Genomic DNA, 20,881 nt, shown 5'->3' with positions numbered 1-20,881 from the left:
GATGATTAGTTCCCGAGGGCCCGTAGCCTAGCAGGATAGGGCGCCGGCCTTCTAAGCCGGAGGTCGCGGGTTCGAATCCCGCCGGGCCCGCCAGCAAAACTTTGCCTTCACTATCCTTCTCTAAGTGCTTTTCTTGGAGTGGATTTCTTTCTAAATTAGCTTATTTTCAGTGTTTCACTAAAAAGCGTTCTGCGGATGTAAGATGAAAAAACCACTAAATGCTGTTTTTAGTTGAATCAGTGTTATATTGAGGGGTCTTAGAAGATAGACAAACTCTCGCACTCTTTAATAGACTAAAAACACTTTTGGCCAAACTTTCCAAAGTTTGAAAAATCACGTTTCTCATATCCTTCTTTACTCTCTTAAATTCACCAAGGGAACAAAGCCCTTCTCACCCTCAGTTTGCTATGCAGCACATTTTTAATCCTCAACACATAACAACTTTCAAGGTGAGATCTTATGAGGTTGCTTAAATTCATGCTTTCAGCACTTATAATAGCACTCATATTTGTAAGCGGATGTGTTCAAATCGAGACAATCACCCAAACAGAAAGATCAACTTCAGAAAGTCATCCCTTCACCAAGCCTTCAGCAACTACTCCATCTACTCAAACTGCTTCTACAACAATAATGTTGCCCCAATCTAATACCACTCCTTCTTGCTCGGACCCTCTCTGGAGATACGTCCTTAAAAGGGCAATTCCATGTGCTTTGAGCAAAGAAGAGCTTGCTAAAATAAAACCCTTAGCTGAGCAGCTTAAAGGTGACAGCTTACAGCAAAGTGCTTGGAACATCCTAGAGTGGGAGAAAGAGCATATCCAATATGACTGGAAAAAGGCATCTCTACCAGCTCCAGAAATTAAAATATACAGCAACGGGAGTTTTGAGATTGTAAGGGGGAAAGACAACACAATACAAACTCCCTATGAAACGATAATGAGAGGAAAAGGCATTTGCACTGATTACTCAATTCTCACAGCTGGACTGCTTTTGAGTATAAACTACTCTCCCCTTTACATTTTCAGCATTAACTTCACGAACAGTGATGTTGGGCATGCAGTGGCAGTAATAGAAATTGAGGGCTGGTACTTTGTCCTAGATCAGCACCCTCCCGCAATGGACTTGGGCGCATATTACCGATACTGGAAGGAGAAAGGAAAAACGATCTCAAATGCAACAATTTATGAGATCAAGCTTGTAAATGGCAGTGCTGAAGTAGAGAACTTGGGGATTGTTTCTGGGATAGAATTCCTAAAGCAAGATTACAAGTTCACCAATGTAGATGCACAAGCAATTTCTGGGAGCTTGTCTTCAATAATTTTGAAAAACTTTCCAAACTTAAGGCTTGATGAGAAACTTCAGCAGCTTTTCCAAGGCACATTGCCAAAGGGGTATTCTGAAGGGAAAGTCTGGACATTCAGATTTGAAAAGTTTGTTGAATATTATAACCCTCTATTCCATGAACAGCTGATTAATTATCTCTACGACAGTATAGTCTCAGACTCAGAAGTTAGAGCTGATTTGGGACAGTATTCAGCGTTTTGGATTGAGATAAGAGAAGAGGGGGAGAACCTTAAAATAATTCTTGATATTGCCAAGTCTTGACAAATCTCAGTATCTTTTTCTTGAGTCTCTCCTCTTTTCTCTGTCTATGCTTTCTTGAAGCTTTGATTTCTTTATGCTAACTTTTGCAACGCTCTCAATGTATCTTAACCTTCTATACTCTCCCGGCTTGATGAAAGTTATTGCTTTTCCTTTTTTGCCCGCTCGTCCTGTTCTGCCAATCCTGTGGATATACATTTCAGCGTTTTGTGGCAAGGAATAGTTTACAATGTGAGCTATGTCTTGAACGTCTATTCCTCTTGCAGCAACATCTGTGGCAACTAGAATGTTTATTTTTCGTCTTTTGAAGCGCATCAAGGTTCTTTCTCTACTTCTTTGGTTCATGTCTCCATTTAAAGCTTCAGCATTGTATCCCATATGTGCGAGCTTTTCTGCCAGTATCCTAGTCTCTCTCTTCGTTTGGCAGAAGATTATTCCATGAAATTCACCGTCTAGTATTCTTTTCAGCACAGATATTTTTCTTGCTGGTACAACTTCAATATACTCTTGCTCCACAAGTCCTGGAACTGGCTCGTCGCTGCTTGTTCTTATCAGCTCATATTTCTCCATGTATCGTTTTGCTAGCCTCAAAACTTCGCGGGGCATCGTTGCTGAAAACATAAGGACACGCTTATTTCTTGGTGTCTCTCTGAATATTGCTCTTATATCATCTATGAAACCCATATCGAGCATCCTGTCAGCTTCATCTAGGATGAAGTATTGAATTCCATCAAGCCTTAACGTGCCTCTTCTGATGTGATCGAGAACTCTTCCAGGGGTTCCAACTACTATGTGAACTCCTTTCCTAAGGGTTCTTATCTGAGGACCTATTGGCTGTCCTCCATATACTGAAAGAACTCTTATCCTTTTCTTACCTCTAAGCGACTTTATCTCGTCAGCTACTTGAAGAGCAAGCTCTCTGGTTGGCGTTAAAATTATTGCTTGGACTTCCCTTTCATACTCGTTGATAACATCTACAAGCGGTAATGCGAATGATGCAGTTTTTCCAGTTCCTGTCTGTGATTGTCCAACTATGTCTGCATTTCCTTTCAAAAACAGAGGGATAACTTCCCTCTGAATGTCTGTAGGTTCCGAGAACCCTTTTCTTCTGACTGCTCCCAGCGTATTTTCTGAGAGTCCTAATTTCTCAAAACTCATTTTCTTGTCTCCGAAAGCACTCCAGAAGAAGTGCAGCTTGTTGGCGGGCCGGGGGGGATTTGAACCCCCGACCTGCGGATTAAGAGTCCGCCGCTCTAACCAGGCTAAGCTACCGGCCCGCGTCCAAAATCATTGGGAGTTAAGCATTTTATAAATTTTTCGGTAACAGTGGATAGAAAACTTTATAAGCTGATTTTAACCGAAATATTTTGGCTTGAGCGGGGGTTGCCGAGCCTGGTCAAAGGCGCGGGATTGAGGGTCCCGTCCCGTAGGGGTTCCGGGGTTCAAATCCCCGCCCCCGCACCATAATAAACTCTTCTGAGCAAACTTCTCAAAAATAATCTCTTGGTAATAAATCAAACTGTCTGCAATTCTGGAATTCTGGATACTTAGTTAAGCTCAATTAAACCAGAAAAGGGAAATTAAGACGGGAATAGAAATTCATCTCGTAATCTTAACTTCCTTCATCAGCTCTAAAGGCTCTGGGTGCTTTTCAAAGTACTCTCTGACTGGCTTGAGGAGCTCTATCAAGTATTCGGCAACCGCATTCTTCAGGTCAAGTGGGTGCAGCTTTCCTTCAGCAAAGTCCTTCTTGAGCTCTTCAAACGTTGTGTACGTTACATCACCACCGAACTTAGCTGGTCTGTGAATGGTAAATTCAGTTGGCTCCTCGCGGAAGATTATGTGCTCTGCCCAGTCCAAAACAGGGTTGTAGTTTGCTTCTCTTGCAGGACAGAATGCCTTTCTAAGCTTCTGCCTGATTTCCTCGGGGGTATCATGTATGAAAACCGCTGAATACGGTTTTGACTTGCTCATTTTCATTGATGCTTTTATCTCCTTGAACTCCTCCTCACTCTCAATCGGCCACTTCGGTGGCTCCTGTAATCCGAGCAGGAGGTGGTGGTGAACTGCAACTGGCTTGTATTTTTTGCCTTCCCAGATAAGTGGGTGGTACTTCAGCTTTTCAGCGACCTCTATTGCAATAACGTGAGCCTTTCTCTGATCCATTCCAGCGTGTGCAATGTTGACTCCTTGGTAGAATATGTCAGCAACCTGCATCATCGGATAGATCAGCTTTGCAAAATCTATTGCCTCACCCATTTGACGGCCCATGATTGTAATGGAGCGCATAACTCTGCTCAAAGTAACGTTCTTTGAAATATCAATAACTGTCTGCCAGTAGTCGCCTTTCTCCAAAATCTCACTAGCTAAGACGAACTCTACCTTATCTGGGTCACCGCCCATAACTTTGATGCTCTGCTTCATGCCCTCTTTGAAGTAAGTTAAAGCCACTTTTTGAATAGTTTCAAGGTCTCCACCAAGCTTGTCGTTAATCCAGCTGTGCCAGTCTGCCAGGAATATCCTTGTTTTTATGCCAGCTTTCTGGAAGTCTGCGATCTTTGCACCAGCCATTAATCCAGTGCCAAGATGAATATAACCACTTATCTCAAAACCTATGTAATGCTGAAGAGGAACTCCCATTTCCAAAAGCTGTCTTAAATTCTCTATGGTCAATACCTCTTCAGTTGGGTTTCTCGTTATTAATTCAATTTTTTTCTCTATGTCCATTCACACCACCTAAGCCAAAGATGATGTTATCCTTTAAGGAATTTACGCATTTGAAAATTGTCATACTGTCAGGGCATCAATGTGTATGCACAAATCCTCAGTGCGGTCTTTAGTGTTTAGGTTTCTCAACATCTACTAATATAAATTTAAGCACTTTGCTACACATTGTTACCTAATGAGGGTTCAATAAGATTTATAACTGCTTTATACGTTAAACATTTTTGGTGAACGCCATGAAGAAGCTTGCAATACTATTGTCAGTTTTTGTTCTGTTTGGACTTTTTGGAGTCGCTTTTGCCAGTGCAGCCACCGTTGCTGTGGATTTAGCCCATGGTGAAAATGACAAGTATCTTGCAGGAGACGTTCTTGACAGAGACACCAATGAGACTTTAGCACATGGCATTGTAAAGACAATAACTGATGTAAAATGGGCATACTTCGGTGATCCAGCTGCCGCCGACACCTTAGGTATCCCACACCTCGGTGATAAAATTACAGCTGATGCCCTCAAGGGCGTTGACATGCTTATTATCGGTCAGCCATCAAGCCCATTCGAGCCAGATGAAATACAAGCTATTGCAGAGTGGTTCAAGCAAGGTGGAAAGGTTCTCTGGATTGCTGGTGACAGCGATTACGGAAGCGGTGTACAGGTTCAGGACACTGTTAACTCACTTCTTGACCAGCTTGGAGTTGGACACCTTAGGTTGGACCTCTGTTCAGTTGAAGATCCAACAAGCAACGCTGGAAGGGGATACAGAGTTGTGGGTATTGTTAACCCAGATCCAAACACACCAGATGCAAGCATGATTACTGAGGGCTTCAAGAACGGAGGAAAAGTCCTCTACCACGGTCCTGGCGTTGTTGCTTATGTTGATGACAATGGAAACTGGCAGAAGCTCGTTGATGGAAACATACCAGAGAATGTTTACAGAATTGTAAAGACAACCAAAGACGGTACAATCGTTGAGAACAACGACCCACCAGCAAATGCATACATGGCTGGTGACACTGGAGTGTTTACACTCTTAGCAGTTGAATTTGTTAAGTTCGACAACGGAAAGCAGAGCTTGCTCATCGTTAGCGGTGAATCACCATACGGTGACTACGAGCCAACATGGGCACCAAAGTATCACGGAGTTCCACTTGATGGTCCAACCTTCGTTACAAACTTCATCCACTGGGCACTCAAGGAGGCAAGTAAGGTAGAAGAGAAGCCAACAGAGACAACAACAGAGAAACCAACAGAGACTGAAAAGCCAACTGAAACAAGCACTTCAGCTCCAGCCACAACAAGTAAAACATGCGGTCCAGCAGCTCTTGTTGGATTAGCATTGATTCCACTGCTCTTAAGAAGAAGAAAGTGAATTTTTCTCTCTAAACCTTTAATTTTTTAACATTTTTTTGTGGCAAAAATTTAAAGAAGCTTTTGTAAAACCCTATCAGAGGTGAGCCAAAATGAAAAAAGGCATTGCTCTTTCACTTGTACTGCTGTTTCTCATTAGCATAGCTTCTGGATGTATTGGTGGTGGAGAAGAGCAGACAACGACAACCAAAAAACCTGGAGAAGGTATAACATTAATTGTTCTAACAAGACATGACACTACCATCCAAATGCTGGCAAAAGAGGCATTTCTAAAGAGTGACATTGCTAAGCAGTATAACATTGTAAACATTAAATTCATCAAAGCTCCAGATTCACAGTGGCCCGCTTTAATCAAAAAAGGCGCTGATATTGGATGGGGTGGGGGACCAACGCTCTTTGATGACCTCTTTAAGCAGGGTTATTTGGCCCCAATTACAGATGAGAAGGTTCTTGGACTTCTTGGGACACAAATAAAGGAAGATATTGCTGGAATGCCAATGGTAAGAAAAGGTGACGATGGAAAAGTTTATTGGATTGCAGCTGCACTTTCATCATTCGGTTTTACAGTAAACAAAGACGTTCTCAAGAGATGGAACCTTCCAATGCCAGAGAGATGGGAGGATATAGCAAGCGAGACCTTTGCATTAGACCCTCCACAAGTCGGTATCGCTGACCCAACAAGGAGCACCTCAAACACAAGGATTTATCAGATTATTCTCCAAGCTTTTGGTTGGGAAGAAGGATGGAAGGTTCTCACAATCATAGCTGCAAACTCGAAAATTTACGATGCGAGTGATGCTGTTAGAGAGGCTGTTATAGCTGGTGACATAGCTGTTGGAAACACAATTGACTTCTACGGATACACTGCAATGAAACTCAATCCTTCATGTGTCTATATAATTCCAAAGGGAGAGAGTATTATTAATGGTGACCCAATTGCTCTGCTTAAGAACTCCCAGCACCCAGAAGCTGCACAGGCTTTCATTTACTGGGTTCTCACAGAAGGGCAAAAGATCTGGCTTAATGAAGATGTTAACAGGCTTCCAGTAAATCCTGCAGTCTTTGACACCCCAGAGGGGCAGAAGAGGCCAGATTTAAAGAAAGCCTACGAATTAGCTTTGCAAACCCAGGGTATTCAGTTTGATGATGCAAGAGCCTTGGCTACGATTTATGCAATGCAGTTCTACTTCAAGGCTACATTGGTTGATGCAAACCAGGAGCTTCACAGAGCGTGGGTTGCTCTTGTTCAGGCCTATAAACAAGGAAAGATAAGCAAAGAAAAGTACGAACAGCTTAAAGCACAGCTCTTAGCCCCAATACAGTTTAAAGACCCCGATACAGGCCAGATGGTTACGTTCACTGAGGAGTATGCAAAGAAGATAAATGAGAGGCTCATTAAGGATTCAGGATTCAAAGATACACTTATGCAAGAGTGGAGAGACGCTGCAAGAACTAAATACAATAAGGTACTGGCGGAGGTGCAAGGATGAGGGTAAGCAAATGGAGTGAAAGACTTTTTGGGACTCCTCTGTTTGAGCCCCTTGTTTCCTTTTCCTACCTTTTCCCCTTGCTCTATATAGTGATATTTCTAATTGTACCCGTATTAGCCATGCTGGCAATAGCATTTAGACATGAGGGGCATTTTTCCCTGTATTGGTTTAAGAGCATTTTGACTTCAAGTTATTATGTCCAATTTCCACCTCAAGGAGATTTTGCCATAAAAACTGTTACTGCAACTGGAGAAACTGTCTATCTAATCAGAGGAATAGACTTTGGAGTTGTAATCAACTCACTTGTGGTTGCTGCTCTCGTGACGCTTTTGGCTTCACTTATGGGTACCATCTTCGCCTTTGTCATGGCGAGATATGACTTTAAGGGTAAGAACTTCTTTAGAGTCGCCCTCTTTATTCCCCTGTTGGTTACCCCATTCGTTAATGCATACGTTATTAAGAAGATGTTCCTTGACACGGGTTTAATCAACTACATTTTCTATGATCTTCTCCACATTCTGCCATTTAGGATTAAAATTGATGGTTTGGCAGGTGTTGTTTTAGCTCAGGCTATGACATACTACCCAATAGTCTATCTTAATGCCTATGCAAGCTTTATCAACATTGATCCAACATTAGAAGAGCAGGCAGAGAATCTTGGAAGCAAAGGCTTCCACTTATTCAGAACAGTGACATTTCCATTGGCTTTGCCGGGTATAGCCGCTGGTGCAACGCTTGTATTCATCTTTAGCCTTGAGGATTTGGCAGCACCAATTGTTTTCCAAGGTGATCCATTAGCTAAGAAACTAATGTCATATCAAATCTTCAGCAAATTCCTCTATGGTCTTGGTGAGAGAAGCCCAGAGATTGCAGCACTATCAATTTTAATGCTTACTTTGGCTGTACTTGCATTCCTCGGAATCCGAAAGTACGTCAGCTTGAGGCAGTACGCAATGCTCAGTAAAGGTGGAAGATGGAAGCCAAGAGTGAGCAAGCCAAAGCCATGGCAAGCTGCAATCATTTATGTCATTTTACTCCCACTGTTGCTCTTCACGATATTCCCCCAGATTGGTGTTATTCTATTGGCATTCTCCAAGCAGTGGAGCGTCACTGTGCTGCCCCAAGGATTTACAACAGAATACGTCAAGCAGATGCTTGTTAATCCAGATGTTAGGAGGTACATCATAAACAGCCTTATGTATTCAGGTGCCGCTGTTATACTCATTATACTCCTTTCAGTAACATCATCATATGCAACCAGCAGATTTAAGGGAATCTTGACCCCAGTTCTTGAAAGTTTGGTCATAATACCAATTGCTGTTCCAGGTATCGTTGTTGCAATGGGATACTTCTATTTCTTCTCACAGGTGTTCCCAAACACACCACTAGACCCAACAAACATCTTCAGCTTCAATCCTGCTTTTGTACTCATACTAGCGTATTCAATCAGAAGACTACCTTTCTCAGCACGTTCCGTCTATGCAGGGCTTCAGCAGGTTCACGTCTCCCTCGAAGAAGCTTCAATGAACCTTGGAGCAAGCAGATGGAAGACAATAACTGGTATCTTGCTACCACTGATTTCACTTAACGTCTTTGGTGGTGCAATGCTCAGCTTCGTTTATTCAATGAGCGAGACAAGTGTGGGTATTACATTAGGTTCACTCAATATGCAATATGCACCGATTACAGCATTCATGAAAGACATCATGATGTCAGCAGCAGGGAGTGCTCAGCTTGCTGCGGCATTGGGTGTGCTGTTAATTACAGTCCAGATACTCTCAATTGTGTTGGTTAACATAATCACCAAGCAAAGATACGCATTCATAGGATTAACATGAGGTGAGAAAATTGGTTGAAGTCAAACTTGAGAATATTGTTAAAACCTTCGGAGAAACCGTCGCATTAAAAGGAATTGATCTGCACATAAAGCATGGTGAGCTGTTTACTCTACTTGGACCATCTGGATGTGGAAAGTCCACAACACTGAGAATCATTGCTGGTCTTGACTTCCCAGACAGCGGAAGGATATTCTTTGATGACCAAGAAGTTACCTACTTAAGCTCAAGTGAAAGAGGAGCAGTCTTGGTGTTCCAGAACTATGCTCTTTGGCCTCACATGACAGTTTACGACAACATTGCCTATGGACTCAAGATCAAGAAGCTTCCAAAGGAAGAAATTGACAGAAAAGTTAAGTGGGCACTTCAGCTAGTAAAGCTTGAAGGTTTTGAGGACAGATATCCTACTCAGCTCAGTGGTGGTCAGCAGCAAAGAGTTGCAATAGCAAGAGCAATAGTTGTTGAGCCCAAGTTACTTCTACTTGATGAGCCACTTTCAAACCTTGACGCAAAACTTAGACTTGAGATGCGTTCAGAAATCAGGAGAATACAAAGAGAACTTGGCATTACAGTCCTTTACGTTACACACGATCAAGAGGAGGCAATGGCAATAAGTGATAGAATAGCTGTCATGAACGTTGGAACCGTAGAGCAAGTTGGAACTCCGAAGGAAATTTATGAGAAGCCCAAGACAGAGTTCGTTGCATCGTTTATGGGCAAGACAAACGTAATTCCAGCAAAGGTTGTTGAGAGACAGGGCGACAAGGTTACTGTCGAGTTTGAGCACTTCAGACTTGAAGGATTGACATACACTGACAAGAGCGACAAAGTTGTTATCGTTATCAGACCAGAGCGCATTAGCTTAAAACCACTTGAGAATGCAGTGAAGCTTGAAGGTAAGGTTGATCTCATTGAGTACTATGGATTCTTTATTGAGGTCGTTGGAATGTTTGGAGAAACCAGAATCATTGCAAGAACTATAAACGATAAGGATGTTATGGGCTTAAAACCACAAGGTCCAGTAACATTCTACATAAACAGAGATGATATTCTTGTTTTACCGAAACAACTTTGATTCTCTTTTCTCTTAACTTTCCTCTTGCTCGGGTGATAATATGGAAGTTTTGGACTTATTTGAGGAAGATAAGGTATATGAGGTACTCTTGATAACAAAGTCAAATATAACTCCTATTGGAGTAGTCCGAAAAGGAAATTATTTCTATTTTAAGCTTTTTGAAGGAAAGAGCTTTCAGGAAATCAAGGAATATCCTTTTGGGATTGTCCACATAACTCAAGATGTTGAACTTCTGGTAAAAGCTGCGCTAAACCTTCCAATTAATTTGGAATTTGAAGATGCAAAGAAAATACCCCTCAGAAAAATCAAAAAGTTAAGCTGGATTGAAGGCAAGATAGAATTTAAAGAGAGTGAAATTGAAGATGAACTTGGAAAAAGCAAAGTGCTAAAATGCAAATTTATCCCGCTTTATGGTGAGATAATTTCTTCAATTGTAAAGCCTATCAGTAGGGCGGATTATATTTTGCTGGAGATGGCAGTTCAATTAACGAGACTATTTGTTGCAACAAGAAGGCATAAAGTTGAAGTAGCCCAAAAGTTGTACTCAAAAATCTGGCAAAAATACCAAGAATACAAAAGATTAAGTGGAAAAAGTCAGCTTGCAGAGAAGATTATGGGACTAGCTTTGATTTCTGTTAGATGGAACTCATAGTGTTAAATACTCCAATTTTTTCTCCCTCAGTTGCACAAATTTGTGTTAGATAATGTTTTATATTGCTAAAGACAATTTTTTACGGTGATGCTATGAAGAAGGCATTGAGCTTGCTCCTGGTGTTTATAATTTTCTCATTAGTGCCAACAGTACCAGCTAAGGCAGAAACACTTTACCCACTTGATGTTTTAGCATATCCTGCTCCAGGAGCTCCAATTGTAGCAATTCCAGGCGAAACAGTTACAATGAGAGCCCAAGATGGCGTTGAAATAACAAGCCTTTCAATAGTCTCAGTACTTAATGGACCCTATGAGCTCCAGATAGTTGGGAAGAATGGCAATGAGCTTCAGGTTAAAATCCCGGAGAACGTTGTCCCGGATGATTATTTCCTGATTGTCAAATCGAACAAGGGTGAAGTGGTTATTCCAAATGGCGTCTGGATTCTCAAGGAGTATCCAAAGGTTCTCAGAATTGCTCATGGAAGTGATCTTCACGTTACAAGCGGTGCAAAGATTGGTTATGTAAATGGGGAAAAATTCTGCAGAAGCATATTCAAGTGTGGTGAAGGAGCAATTCCACTCTCAAGCTACATGGCAACTGACAGCTTCTTCACTTACTGGGGAATGAATCCGGCAGTTGATGTAATCATTGCAACAGGTGATGTTGTTGATACCGCAGGTGACAGCAAAGCATATGGATATCTGCTTAGCTTAATGGAAAACGCTATTGCTGCCGGAAAGCCAACGATAATTGTTAAGGGTAACCACGATGATCCACCAAAGTACTTCTCAAAATTAATTGCTCCACCAATCTACTATATCACAATTGGCAAGTTCATAATTATAGCCTTGGATTCTGATAATGAGAGATCACATCCAACTATGGAGCAGCTTGAGTGGATGGAGAAAATACTTGAGCAGAACCCAGATAAAATACCAATAATTATAGTTCACCACCCATACTGGTACAAGACTCCAGAGGGAAGAAGCGGAAAAATTGAAGGTCTTAGTGTCTTTGATGACTGGGAGACAATAGCTCCTCTCGTGAGCTGGTACTGGATTGGTGGGCCAGAGAGAAAGAGTGAAGACATTGCAAAACGCTTCCTTGAGGATGTTGAAAAGTACAACATAAAGCTTGTTTTGAGCGGACACGTTCATGCAGACTACGTTCAGGTGTATATTGACAAGAAAGGAAATGAGCACTGGTTTGTAACCTCAACAACAACTGGTGCTCCAGATAAGAGAGAGAAAGACAACTGGTATGGTTCAAGAATTGTAGAAATTGACGAAAATGGAAACGTTAGGCTTCCAGGAATCGAAGAAATGTTCGGCACAATTTTTGGTCCAATAAGTTCATTCCCTGTTCCACAGGAGTTTATAGTGTTTAGGCACACAACTGATTTTGGTTCAGCAATTAAGTTTGTAAATGAGTATCAGGAAACAACAGGTAAGATAGCAGTTGTTGTGCCTGAGGGAGCAAAAGTCGATGATGCTGTCACAAATGTCAAATACAAAGTCTTGGGAGAAAGAACCATTGGAGACAAGCACTACATGCTCCTTGAAGTCACTGTTCCAAAAGGTGTCAGTGAGCTTGTGATAACAAAGGGCAAAGACACTGAGAAGCCACAAGTTAGCATCGCATACACATCACCATCAAAGCCAATAAAAGGAAAGCCGTTCAAGGTTTACTTTAAGGCTAAGGATAACTTGGGAATCAAGGATCTATATGTTGAGATAGAGGCCAATGGAGAAGTTAAGAAGTATCCAGCAGAGCCAACTAAGGGTGGACCAAATGTTGACTACTTCCTTGCTCAGATTCCTGGTGTCGATGCGGATGAATACACAATCAGAGTAGTTGCAGTTGACTTCTATGGCAACAAGGCTGTTGCCGAAAAAGTCATGGGCAAAACGACAACGACCACAACTTCAAAGACAACAACTACAACAACCTCTGAGACTACTCCAAGTGAAAGCTCTCCAGCACAGACTTCAACAGCTACAACAAGCAAGACATGCGGTCCAGCGGTGATTGTTGGATTGGCATTGGTCCCGCTGCTTATAAGGAGGAAAAAGTGAGCTTATCCTCTTTCTTTCTTTTGTCTTTTTTACAATATCAAGAGGGGAAGAGTTTTTAAACCATTATCAGTTTTTCTCCTTTGGGTGATGCCCGTGAAATTTAAGGGAAAAGCCTTTGGAAACATTGTTAGAATTGAATTTGAAATCCTAAGACTTAGCGAGCTTAAAATAGATGATTTGAGAGATTTTGATGTTGACAGCTTAAAGATTGAGCTCAGATCAACTTCCTCAGGCTTAAAGCTCATTGGCATTTGGGAGGGTGAGATTGAAAAAGCTGGTGAGGGTATTAAAAAGGCTCTTGAAGAGAGCTATAAGCTTAAGGAGAGAATTTTGAGGAAGATGAAGGCAAAAGTGGATACAATAAGGGCTACAATGAAAAAATTAGGATTTAAAGAGGAGATAATCGGATATGGCAATATGATACGCTTCACTAAGAAAGTCGGGGATTATGAAATAGTGGTTCTAACATCATCAAAAGATGATGTTGTGAGAGTTGAAGTTTATGGAAATGATAAAAAGATAATCGGCCCCGAAGTTGAAAGTCTCTTTGAAGATGTTGATATAGAAGAGCTTGAGGTCTATGACCTTGAAGAGGAAGGAAGAGAAGAAAGATTGGTCATAAACCTCGAACTTCCAAAGGGGGAAGAAAAGCCAGAAGTTAAAATTGTGGAAGCAATAAAGCTCATTGAGAACCTTCTAATGACTTAACTTTTTGAATTTTCCTTACGATTTTCTATATGTTATCACCCAAAGTGTATAAGATAATCTTTTAATCTGCTTTTTATTGACATATTCTTGGTGATGAAATGTTCAGACTTGTGGATTTCAGTTATCATAACAAAACGGTCTTTCTGCGAGTGGATTTAAATTCTCCTGTGAAAAATGGTAAAATTATAAGTGATGCAAGGTTTAGAGCCATTTTACCTACTTTGCTTTATCTTCTCGAACATAATGCAAAAGTTGTAATCGCCACCCATCAAAGCAAACCATATAACGAGGACTACATAACAACAGAACAGCACGCTGAAATCTTAAGCTCGTTGATTGGTAGGGAAGTTGAGTATGTTGAAGACATTTTCGGAAAATATGCTAGAGAAAAAATAAGGGATCTCAAACCTGGTGAAGCTATAATTTTAGAAAATCTTCGTTTTGCTGCTGAGGAAATAAAGCAGAAACCTCTTGAGGAGTGTGAGAAAACTCATTTTGTAAGGAAGCTTGCTCCGCTCTTGGATTATGTTGTTAATGATGCCTTTGCTGCTGCCCACCGTTCTCAGCCTTCTCTAGTAGGTTTTGCAAGAATTAAGCCAATGATAATGGGGTTTTTAATGGAAAAGGAAGTTAATGCCCTAACCAGAGCTTACGAAAGCAGAGAGAGACCAAAAGTATATGTGCTCGGTGGTGCAAAAGTTGAGGATTCACTTAGGGTAGCAGAAAATGTGCTGAAGGGAGAAAAGGCTGATTTAATCCTTACTGGCGGATTAGTTGGAAATATCTTTACACTGGCAAAAGGATATAATCTCGGGATTGTGAATATCGAATTTCTCGAGAGAAAAGGACTTTTAGAATTAGTAGACTGGGCTGAGAAGCTTTTGGATGAATTCTATCCATACATTAGAACTCCAGTTGACTTTGCCATTGATTATAAAGGGGAGAGGCTCGAGGTAGATTTACTAAGCGATGAAAAGTGGCTGTTTGACGAATATCAAATTCTTGATATAGGCTCAAGGACTGTTAAAAAATATGCCCAAATTCTAAAGCAGGCCAAAATAATTGTGGCAAATGGCCCTATGGGAGTTTTTGAGATAGAAGAATTTGCAAAGGGAACAGTGGGTGTTTTTAGGGCTATTGGAGAAAGCGAAGCATTTTCTGTTGTGGGAGGAGGACATAGCATAGCGAGCATATACAAGTACAATATTCAAGGGATTAGCCATATAAGCACTGGTGGTGGAGCAATGCTTGCATTTTTTGCAGGAGAAAAATTACCGGTTTTGGAAGCTTTCAAAATCAGTTATGAAAGGTTTAAGGACAAAGTGAAGAAAGAAAATTAATAGTTTATAAAAACCCCAAAGATTACTGCTAACCACCAGACCTCAAGGAATGCAAAGCCAACTATTGCTGCTCCCTTAATAAGCCAGGCTATAAAGATTACATATGCTATTAGTGTTACAATTACATGGAGCTTGAGGAATGTTCTGTTAATTTCTTTTTCCACTTTCATCCATCCTGTTGGCAATGGAAGCCAGTCAAAGAATGCCCCAACTAATGCAAAGAGTGGCTTGTTGAAAAAGACTGAAGGAATAAAGATCAGTCCAGCTAGAGTGACACAAATCATAGTCAGTTTTTGTCTATTCATTTTTAACACCTCACTCAATTGTTGCCCTTTCAAATGAAATCATTGCTATTACTAGGAATGCTAGGGCTAGAGCTGCCAGAACTCCAATGTCTGTCGTCAGTGAAAATCTTGTTAATGAAACTGCTGGCATGCCGGGTATTGAAGCTGTTGTTGCTGGTGCATTGACCAGTACATGCCTTGCTGCATCAACAGCGTAAGTTAATGGGTTGATGTAAGCTAAGTATTGCATCCATGTTGGCATTGTCTCAACCGGATAAAATGCTCCGCTAAGGAACATGAGGGGCAGCATTAGAAAGCTCATTATCATTTGGAATCCTTCCATGCTCGTCATTCTCAATGCCAAACTGACACCAAAGCTTGAGAATGCTATTGCAAGCAGGAGGCCTATGAATATTATTGGCAACACACCGGAAAACTTAAGATTGCTTGCTATGGTGAAGGTCAGTAAAAGGATAATCAGTCCTTGAAGAACGGCCATTATTGCGTCTCCCATTATTCTGCCGGTTATAGCCTCTTTCCTTGATGCTGGAGCAACTAAAATCTCTTTGAGGAATCCAAACTGCTTGTCCCAGATGACGCTTATTCCGGCTATGAAGCTTGCGTTGAAGATGGTCATTGCTGTTATACCAGGTGCAAGAAATGAGAGGTAGTCAACACCTCCAAAGAGTGCACTCGCCATTGGGAAGTTAAAGACTTTGCTCCATCCTAGTCCGAAGAATATAAGCCACATTAAAGGATTCACAAACATTCCTATGACTCTTGATTTAGCTCTGAAGAATCTTTTAATCTGTCTATATGCCATTGTCGTAAAAGCTTTCATCTCATATACCTCCTTCTGACTGCTATTTTTGCCATATCAAAACCGCTTGCACTCTCTTCTCTTAGTTCTCTACCCGTTAGATACAAGAACACGTCATTGAGTGTTGGTCTGTGGTATGTGACTTCCAAGATTTTGACGCCGTATTGCTGAGCAAGTTCAAAGAGCTTTGGCAGAGCTTCAGCAGCATTCACAACTTCGAGTCTAACCCTTCCATCGGGAAGAACCTTACAGCCTCTTATGAAATCGGCATTTAGGCATTTTATCCCTTCTTTTCCGTTCGCTATCCTGATGTAAATGACGTCATTTCCGACGAGCTTTTTGAGCTCTTCAGATGTTCCCTCTGCTATGATTTTTCCATGGTCAATGATTGCTATCCTGTCAGCTAGTTGCTCTGCTTCATCCATGTAGTGTGTTGTTAGGAAAATTGTCATTTCATGTTCTTCCTTCATTCTTTTTATGTACTCCCAGATGTGAGCTCTCGTCTGCGGATCTAATCCTATCGTCGGCTCGTCCAAGAAGAGGACTTCTGGCTCATGAATCAAAGCCCTCGCAATTTCAAGTCTTCTCTGCATTCCGCCGCTGAAAAACTTCACCTGTCTGTCTTTGAACTCCTCAAGCTCGACAAATTTCAGCATCTCTATGATTTTCTTCTTCAGTTTGTCCCCACTTAGCCCGTATATCTTTCCATGGATGTACATGTTCTCATAGGCTGTTAGCTCTCTATCCAAGCTTGGATCCTGAAAAACTATTCCAATCTTTTTCCTGACTTCGTGAGATTCTTTGATTATGTCATATCCAGCAACAGTGGCATTTCCTGATGTTGGTCTTAGTAGTGTAACTAGCATATGAATTGTGGTTGTTTTCCCAGCTCCATTAGGGCCTAGGAATGCAAAAATCTCTCCCTTCTTAACTTTAAATGAAACACCTTTAACAGCCGTGAAATCCCCATACTTTTTCACTAGATTATCCGCTATTATTGCATATTCCATTTTATTCACCTCCGAATTCTACTATGAATCTGATTTTCTTTGCACACTCTCTCATAATTTCTTCAAGCTCTCTTTTCTGCTTCTCATTCAGTTCTGGGAGCTTTCTGACAGCAAGAATAATGGCATCTCTAAGCTCTCTCCCACCTCTATCAAGAAATTCTGCTCTCGTCTTGATATGCCTAAGAATCCTTTCCAGCTCTTCTCTGTTTTTCTCCAGATACTCCAATCCTTTTTCTGTAATTTTGTAGACTTTTTTGTCTCTTTTGCCTTCACTAACTGTCTCAATGTATCCAGAGCGTTTCAGACTTGCCAATATTGGATATACAACTCCAGGACTTGGAGTATAGTCTTTGAAGAACTCACTTAATCTCTGCATTATCCCATATCCATGCAAGGGCTCCTCTTTAAGGAAATTTAGTATGATCAACTTAAGTGAGCCTTTGAATTTTTTAACTGGTGGTTCCATAATATCACCTGATATATCGTCAGATATATTTGACGTTATAAATCTTTCGGTAAGTTTGTATGGCTGGAGTACAAGGATATCTTCAGAGCATATTGAAAGATGAATATTCTTTTAAGTGTGGTCGGGATTATTTTTATTAGGGATGTGAAATGAAGCTAGTTCTTAAACCTCTCTTTGAAGTAGAACTCCCCCCAGAGTTTGTTGATATTTTAAAGACAAAAATAAAGGGTAGAGAAATTAAAGAGGGAGAGATTATTGAGATTGACTTATTGGGAAAGCCATTAAAGTTTGAGGTAATTTATGCAGAACCTAAGGAGTTTAAAGTGAAGGAAGATACAAAAATAGAGCTTTCATCTGGAAAAGAACTAATTTTGGATTTCGAATTTGACAAAGTCATTAAGAACGTTATATTGGTAGAAAGGAACATTGTAATCCTTTTTGAGGATGAGGTCTTAGTCTTGAGTGAAAATGGACACAAGATTTATAACGAAAAATTCGAAGGACTTAAAGAAGTTAGGGGAACTAAAAACACGCTGGTGATAGTTTATGAAAATGGAAAAAGGATTAGGCTCATTCACTTTTGAGGAGAGCTGGGAAGAAAAGAAAGAAAGAGCAGTTAAGATTGTAAAAAAACTGATGGAGATGTATCCCCGTAAGAGTATGAGCGAGATTCTACAAGGAGATCCATTTTTCACTTTAATTAGATGCATAATTTCCCAGAGAAACAAGGACGAGACAACAGATAAAGCTAGTGAGGCTCTTTTCAGAAAATATCCCACAATTCACGATCTGGCAAATGCCAGAGTTGAAGATGTTCAGAAACTCCTAAAAGAGAATGGCGTCGGTCTTTGGAAAAACAAAGGAAAATGGATTGTTGAATGTTCCCGAATAATTCTGGAAAAATACGGCGGAAAGGTTCCTGATACATTAGAGGGACTTGTTAAACTGCCGGGTATTGGAAGAAAATGCGCAAACATTGTTTTAGCTTATGGTTTCGGATATCAGGCAATTCCCGTTGATACTCATGTGAATAGAATAAGCAAACGTCTAGGCTTAGCTCCTCCTAAAGTTTCACCCGAAAAAGTTGAGGAGTATCTCATGAAGCTAATTCCCAAAGAGTTGTGGATTTATGTAAACCATGCTATGGTTGATCATGGAAAAGCAATCTGTCGTCCAATAAGCCCAAAATGTAATGAATGTCCTCTAAAAACACTCTGCCCATATGCAAAAGACCTTATTAGTGATGAAGAGATAAGAAAAACTTAGTCGAGAAATTTTATATACCTAATTGTTGATTCCAAAATGATAAGATAGGAGGTGCCAGAGATGGAGGGTGAGGGCGATGACAGTCCTTTTGGACTTGAAAGAAAAGTTGAGAGAAGCATACACTGCAACGTTGGCATCACTAATAGTTTCATTGATAATCGGGTTCTTTGGGGGGACTTTTCTAGGTAAATATTTCAACAAGATTCGTTCTACTTATCCCGGTATCTTGGTAATTCTTCCTGGAATGATGGGATTGAGGGGGAATGTTTTCGGTTCAATGGCGTCTCGATTTTCAACAATGCTCTATTTGGGTGATTTAGAACCGAAAATTCGAGAAAAAAAAGTTTTAAGAAATATTGTAATTGCAATGATTCTCTCCTTGATACCCGTTACTATTTTGTGGTTCATCGGTATGATTAAAGGCATACGTTACCATACATTACAAATTCTGCTCATAGTTATTAGTTCTACAATTTTAGTATCGTTGTTATTAGGATATTTTACAGCATTTGTGACGATATTCTCTTTTAAAAGAGGAACTGATCCAGATAGCGTTGCTGCCCCTTTAGTTGCCTCTATGGGAGATTTGCTTACGATTCCTTCGCTGATTATGTTCATTCTAATTCTGGAGTCCTTTAAGCTGGCATTTTGGATATCAAATCTTCTTCTTATTGGACTTTTGATTCTACTGGTGGATATCAGCAAAATAAGGAGGGCAGAACTTTTGGAATTCAAGGAACTCTTTATTATAATCACGCTCTTAGCTCTGCTTTCGCTAATATCTGGATTTACTCTTGAAAAGTTCAGTCACTTAATCCAAGCATCCATAATTTTGGGATTTGCATATCCCTCCCTGCTGAGCAGCTTTGGAAACTATGGTTCAGTCATAGCTGCAAAAACTTCAACAAAGCTTCATCTGGGCGAGATTGATAAGTTCTTTTCACTAGAGCCATTTTTGGAAATTTTAGCTCTTTTTGCAACAACTCCAATAATTGGGTTGCTGATAAACCTCTTTGGCATTGTGGTTGCAAGCTTAACTTTGGGGATAAGTGTGAAGCCAATCTATGCTTTGGCATTAACCTATCCTTTTATGGCTCTCTTTATAATGCTTTACTCCTACACGATTTCATACTTCCTCTTTAAGAAGAATATAGACCCAGATAATGTCGCGATTCCACTCATTTCAAATAACAGTGATATTTTTGGAACTCTATATGCGGTTTTAATAGCGAAACTCATTGTAGGTGGTTAAATTGATAGGAGTCTCAACATATGTATTATTTGACAAAAGTTTGGGAGTAGCTCTATACAAATTTAGAGAATTCCCTTTAGACTTTGTCGAAATAATGAATGAAGGGTACCATCTATTGGACAAATACAACTATAAGCTTCATCTTGAATCTCTAGAGAGTTATGGCATGAAAAACGTTATTCATGCTCCCTTCAGCGACTTAAATATTGGTGCACTCAATGAAAAGCTTCGAAGAGTAACGCTTGAAATAATCTTTGAAACTCTTGAAATTGCACATGAAATGGGTTCTCTCTTGGTTGTTCTTCATCCAGGACATTATTCGCCACTAAGCTCAAAATTCCCAAAAGCTTATGAAAAAGTTCACAAACGCTCTTTAGAAGAAATTGACAGAGTCGCTGAAAAAATAGGGATTAAAGTTGCTCTTGAAAATATGCCAAAATTCCCAATTTTAGATGGTCAAACTGCTGAGAGGATATATGAGCTAATTGATGGCACAAATCTATATGTTACTTTTGATGTGGGGCATTTATACACAGTAACCAAAAATTATATAGAATTTTTGGAACTTTTAGGAGACAGGATAATTCACATTCATCTACATGATAACAATGGAGAGAGTGATTCTCACTTAGCGCTTGGCGATGGAGTAATACCCTGGGATGATGTGCTCAAAGTATTGCCTAAGGACATTACATGGAGTTTAGAAGTCAGAAGTTTGGATGATTTTAAAAAGAGCTTTGAATTTTTGAAAAGTTACCTAAAATAGTTCTGGGTATTTCTTCCAAATTACTATCATTAATGTAGTTTCTAATTCATCAAGGATTCTATTTGACATACATAAAACTTTTATACAGCGAAAGGAAGAAAGTTAATTGGAAAAAGCTTCGAAAGTATGCCTTATTCAACGAAAGTTTTT

19 protein-coding genes and 3 tRNA genes are annotated in these 20,881 nt (G+C 40.3%); 15 read left to right on the top strand and 7 right to left on the bottom strand.

Annotation, left to right across the window (positions count from 1 at the left end):
- Nucleotides 1-16 precede the first annotated feature (16 nt).
- A tRNA-Arg gene (locus tag TES1_RS06580) sits at nt 17-93 on the top strand.
- 366 nt (nt 94-459) lie between these two features.
- Nucleotides 460-1,605, top strand: coding sequence for a transglutaminase-like domain-containing protein (locus TES1_RS06575; protein WP_042681273.1), 1,146 nt, complete (start codon nt 460-462; stop codon nt 1,603-1,605).
- Between the two features lie 6 nt (nt 1,606-1,611).
- Here the strand turns inward: TES1_RS06575 and TES1_RS06570 are convergent, their stop codons facing one another.
- Together TES1_RS06570 and TES1_RS06565 are read right to left on the bottom strand one after the other, a co-directional pair.
- Nucleotides 1,612-2,760 (bottom strand): DEAD/DEAH box helicase, encoded by a 1,149-nt coding sequence (locus TES1_RS06570; RefSeq protein ID WP_051408189.1) that lies wholly within the window; start codon nt 2,758-2,760, stop codon nt 1,612-1,614.
- A 41-nt stretch (nt 2,761-2,801) separates the two neighbouring features.
- Nucleotides 2,802-2,879: transfer RNA gene (locus TES1_RS06565), tRNA-Lys, on the bottom strand.
- Nucleotides 2,880-2,978: 99 nt separating this feature from the next.
- On the opposite strand from TES1_RS06565, the gene TES1_RS06560 reads away from it, so the two are divergent.
- Nucleotides 2,979-3,066 (top strand) — tRNA-Leu (locus TES1_RS06560).
- Nucleotides 3,067-3,201: 135 nt separating this feature from the next.
- Here TES1_RS06560 and TES1_RS06555 read toward each other — a convergent pair.
- Nucleotides 3,202-4,329: a tyrosine--tRNA ligase gene (locus TES1_RS06555; RefSeq protein ID WP_042681272.1), complete on the bottom strand. Its 1,128-nt coding sequence runs from the start codon at nt 4,327-4,329 to the stop codon at nt 3,202-3,204.
- Nucleotides 4,330-4,562: 233 nt separating this feature from the next.
- On the opposite strand from TES1_RS06555, the gene TES1_RS06550 reads away from it, so the two are divergent.
- The 8 genes from TES1_RS06550 (at nt 4,563) to TES1_RS06515 (ending at nt 14,867) form a co-directional block, all read left to right on the top strand.
- A complete protein-coding gene (locus tag TES1_RS06550; protein WP_042681270.1) occupies nt 4,563-5,693 on the top strand; it encodes a CGP-CTERM sorting domain-containing protein in 1,131 nt (376 codons plus the stop codon).
- A gap of 91 nt (nt 5,694-5,784) precedes the next feature.
- Nucleotides 5,785-7,182: an ABC transporter substrate-binding protein gene (locus TES1_RS06545; protein WP_042681268.1), complete on the top strand. Its 1,398-nt coding sequence runs from the start codon at nt 5,785-5,787 to the stop codon at nt 7,180-7,182.
- Nucleotides 7,179-9,020, top strand: a complete 1,842-nt coding sequence (locus TES1_RS06540; protein ID WP_042681266.1) for an ABC transporter permease — start codon at nt 7,179-7,181, stop codon at nt 9,018-9,020. Before TES1_RS06545 ends, TES1_RS06540 begins: the two co-directional genes overlap by 4 nt.
- A gap of 10 nt (nt 9,021-9,030) precedes the next feature.
- On the top strand, nt 9,031-10,092 hold the full coding sequence (locus TES1_RS06535) for an ABC transporter ATP-binding protein (RefSeq protein WP_042681263.1): 1,062 nt from the start codon (nt 9,031-9,033) through the stop codon (nt 10,090-10,092).
- Nucleotides 10,093-10,132: 40 nt separating this feature from the next.
- On the top strand, nt 10,133-10,744 hold the full coding sequence (locus TES1_RS06530; protein WP_042681261.1) for a DUF447 domain-containing protein: 612 nt from the start codon (nt 10,133-10,135) through the stop codon (nt 10,742-10,744).
- Between the two features lie 92 nt (nt 10,745-10,836).
- Complete coding sequence (locus TES1_RS06525; protein ID WP_042681259.1) at nt 10,837-12,819, top strand: metallophosphoesterase; 1,983 nt, start codon at nt 10,837-10,839, stop codon at nt 12,817-12,819.
- A 93-nt stretch (nt 12,820-12,912) separates the two neighbouring features.
- Complete coding sequence (locus TES1_RS06520; protein WP_042681257.1) at nt 12,913-13,527, top strand: hypothetical protein; 615 nt, start codon at nt 12,913-12,915, stop codon at nt 13,525-13,527.
- A gap of 98 nt (nt 13,528-13,625) precedes the next feature.
- Nucleotides 13,626-14,867, top strand: coding sequence for a phosphoglycerate kinase (locus TES1_RS06515; RefSeq protein ID WP_042681256.1), 1,242 nt, complete (start codon nt 13,626-13,628; stop codon nt 14,865-14,867).
- Here TES1_RS06515 and TES1_RS06510 read toward each other — a convergent pair.
- Genes TES1_RS06510 through TES1_RS06495 form a run of 4 tightly spaced genes read right to left on the bottom strand, consistent with a single transcriptional unit; the run spans nt 14,864 to nt 17,447 of the window.
- Entirely contained in the window at nt 14,864-15,172 is a 309-nt protein-coding gene (locus tag TES1_RS06510; protein ID WP_042681254.1) for a hypothetical protein, read from the bottom strand. The genes TES1_RS06515 and TES1_RS06510 overlap by 4 nt on opposite strands.
- Before the next feature lie 10 nt (nt 15,173-15,182).
- Nucleotides 15,183-15,992, bottom strand: coding sequence for an ABC transporter permease (locus TES1_RS06505; RefSeq protein ID WP_042681251.1), 810 nt, complete (start codon nt 15,990-15,992; stop codon nt 15,183-15,185).
- Nucleotides 15,989-16,981 carry an ATP-binding cassette domain-containing protein gene (locus TES1_RS06500; RefSeq protein WP_042681249.1) on the bottom strand — a complete coding sequence of 331 codons (993 nt, stop codon included), beginning with the start codon at nt 16,979-16,981 and terminating at the stop codon, nt 15,989-15,991. The genes TES1_RS06505 and TES1_RS06500 overlap by 4 nt, the downstream gene beginning before the upstream one ends.
- Nucleotide 16,982: 1 nt before the next feature.
- Nucleotides 16,983-17,447 carry a PadR family transcriptional regulator gene (locus TES1_RS06495; RefSeq protein ID WP_042681247.1) on the bottom strand — a complete coding sequence of 155 codons (465 nt, stop codon included), beginning with the start codon at nt 17,445-17,447 and terminating at the stop codon, nt 16,983-16,985.
- A 149-nt stretch (nt 17,448-17,596) separates the two neighbouring features.
- Here TES1_RS06495 and TES1_RS06490 point away from each other — a divergent pair, with 149 nt between their 5' ends.
- From TES1_RS06490 to TES1_RS06475, 4 genes are all read left to right on the top strand, one after another.
- Complete coding sequence (locus tag TES1_RS06490) at nt 17,597-18,031, top strand: DUF6849 domain-containing protein (RefSeq protein ID WP_042681245.1); 435 nt, start codon at nt 17,597-17,599, stop codon at nt 18,029-18,031.
- Complete coding sequence (locus tag TES1_RS06485) at nt 17,994-18,713, top strand: endonuclease III domain-containing protein (protein ID WP_042681243.1); 720 nt, start codon at nt 17,994-17,996, stop codon at nt 18,711-18,713. The genes TES1_RS06490 and TES1_RS06485 overlap by 38 nt, the downstream gene beginning before the upstream one ends.
- Nucleotides 18,714-18,789: 76 nt before the next feature.
- Nucleotides 18,790-19,965 (top strand): magnesium transporter, encoded by a 1,176-nt coding sequence (locus TES1_RS06480; protein ID WP_042681241.1) that lies wholly within the window; start codon nt 18,790-18,792, stop codon nt 19,963-19,965.
- On the top strand, nt 19,958-20,731 hold the full coding sequence (locus TES1_RS06475) for a sugar phosphate isomerase/epimerase family protein (protein WP_051408188.1): 774 nt from the start codon (nt 19,958-19,960) through the stop codon (nt 20,729-20,731). Before TES1_RS06480 ends, TES1_RS06475 begins: the two co-directional genes overlap by 8 nt.
- Nucleotides 20,732-20,881: the final 150 nt, after the last annotated feature.

Source organism: Thermococcus paralvinellae (assembly GCF_000517445.1).
Lineage (GTDB): Archaea > Methanobacteriota_B > Thermococci > Thermococcales > Thermococcaceae > Thermococcus_B > Thermococcus_B paralvinellae.
The sequence above is the reverse complement of the archived record's forward strand: the minus strand, read 5'-3'. Positions and strand labels throughout refer to the sequence as shown.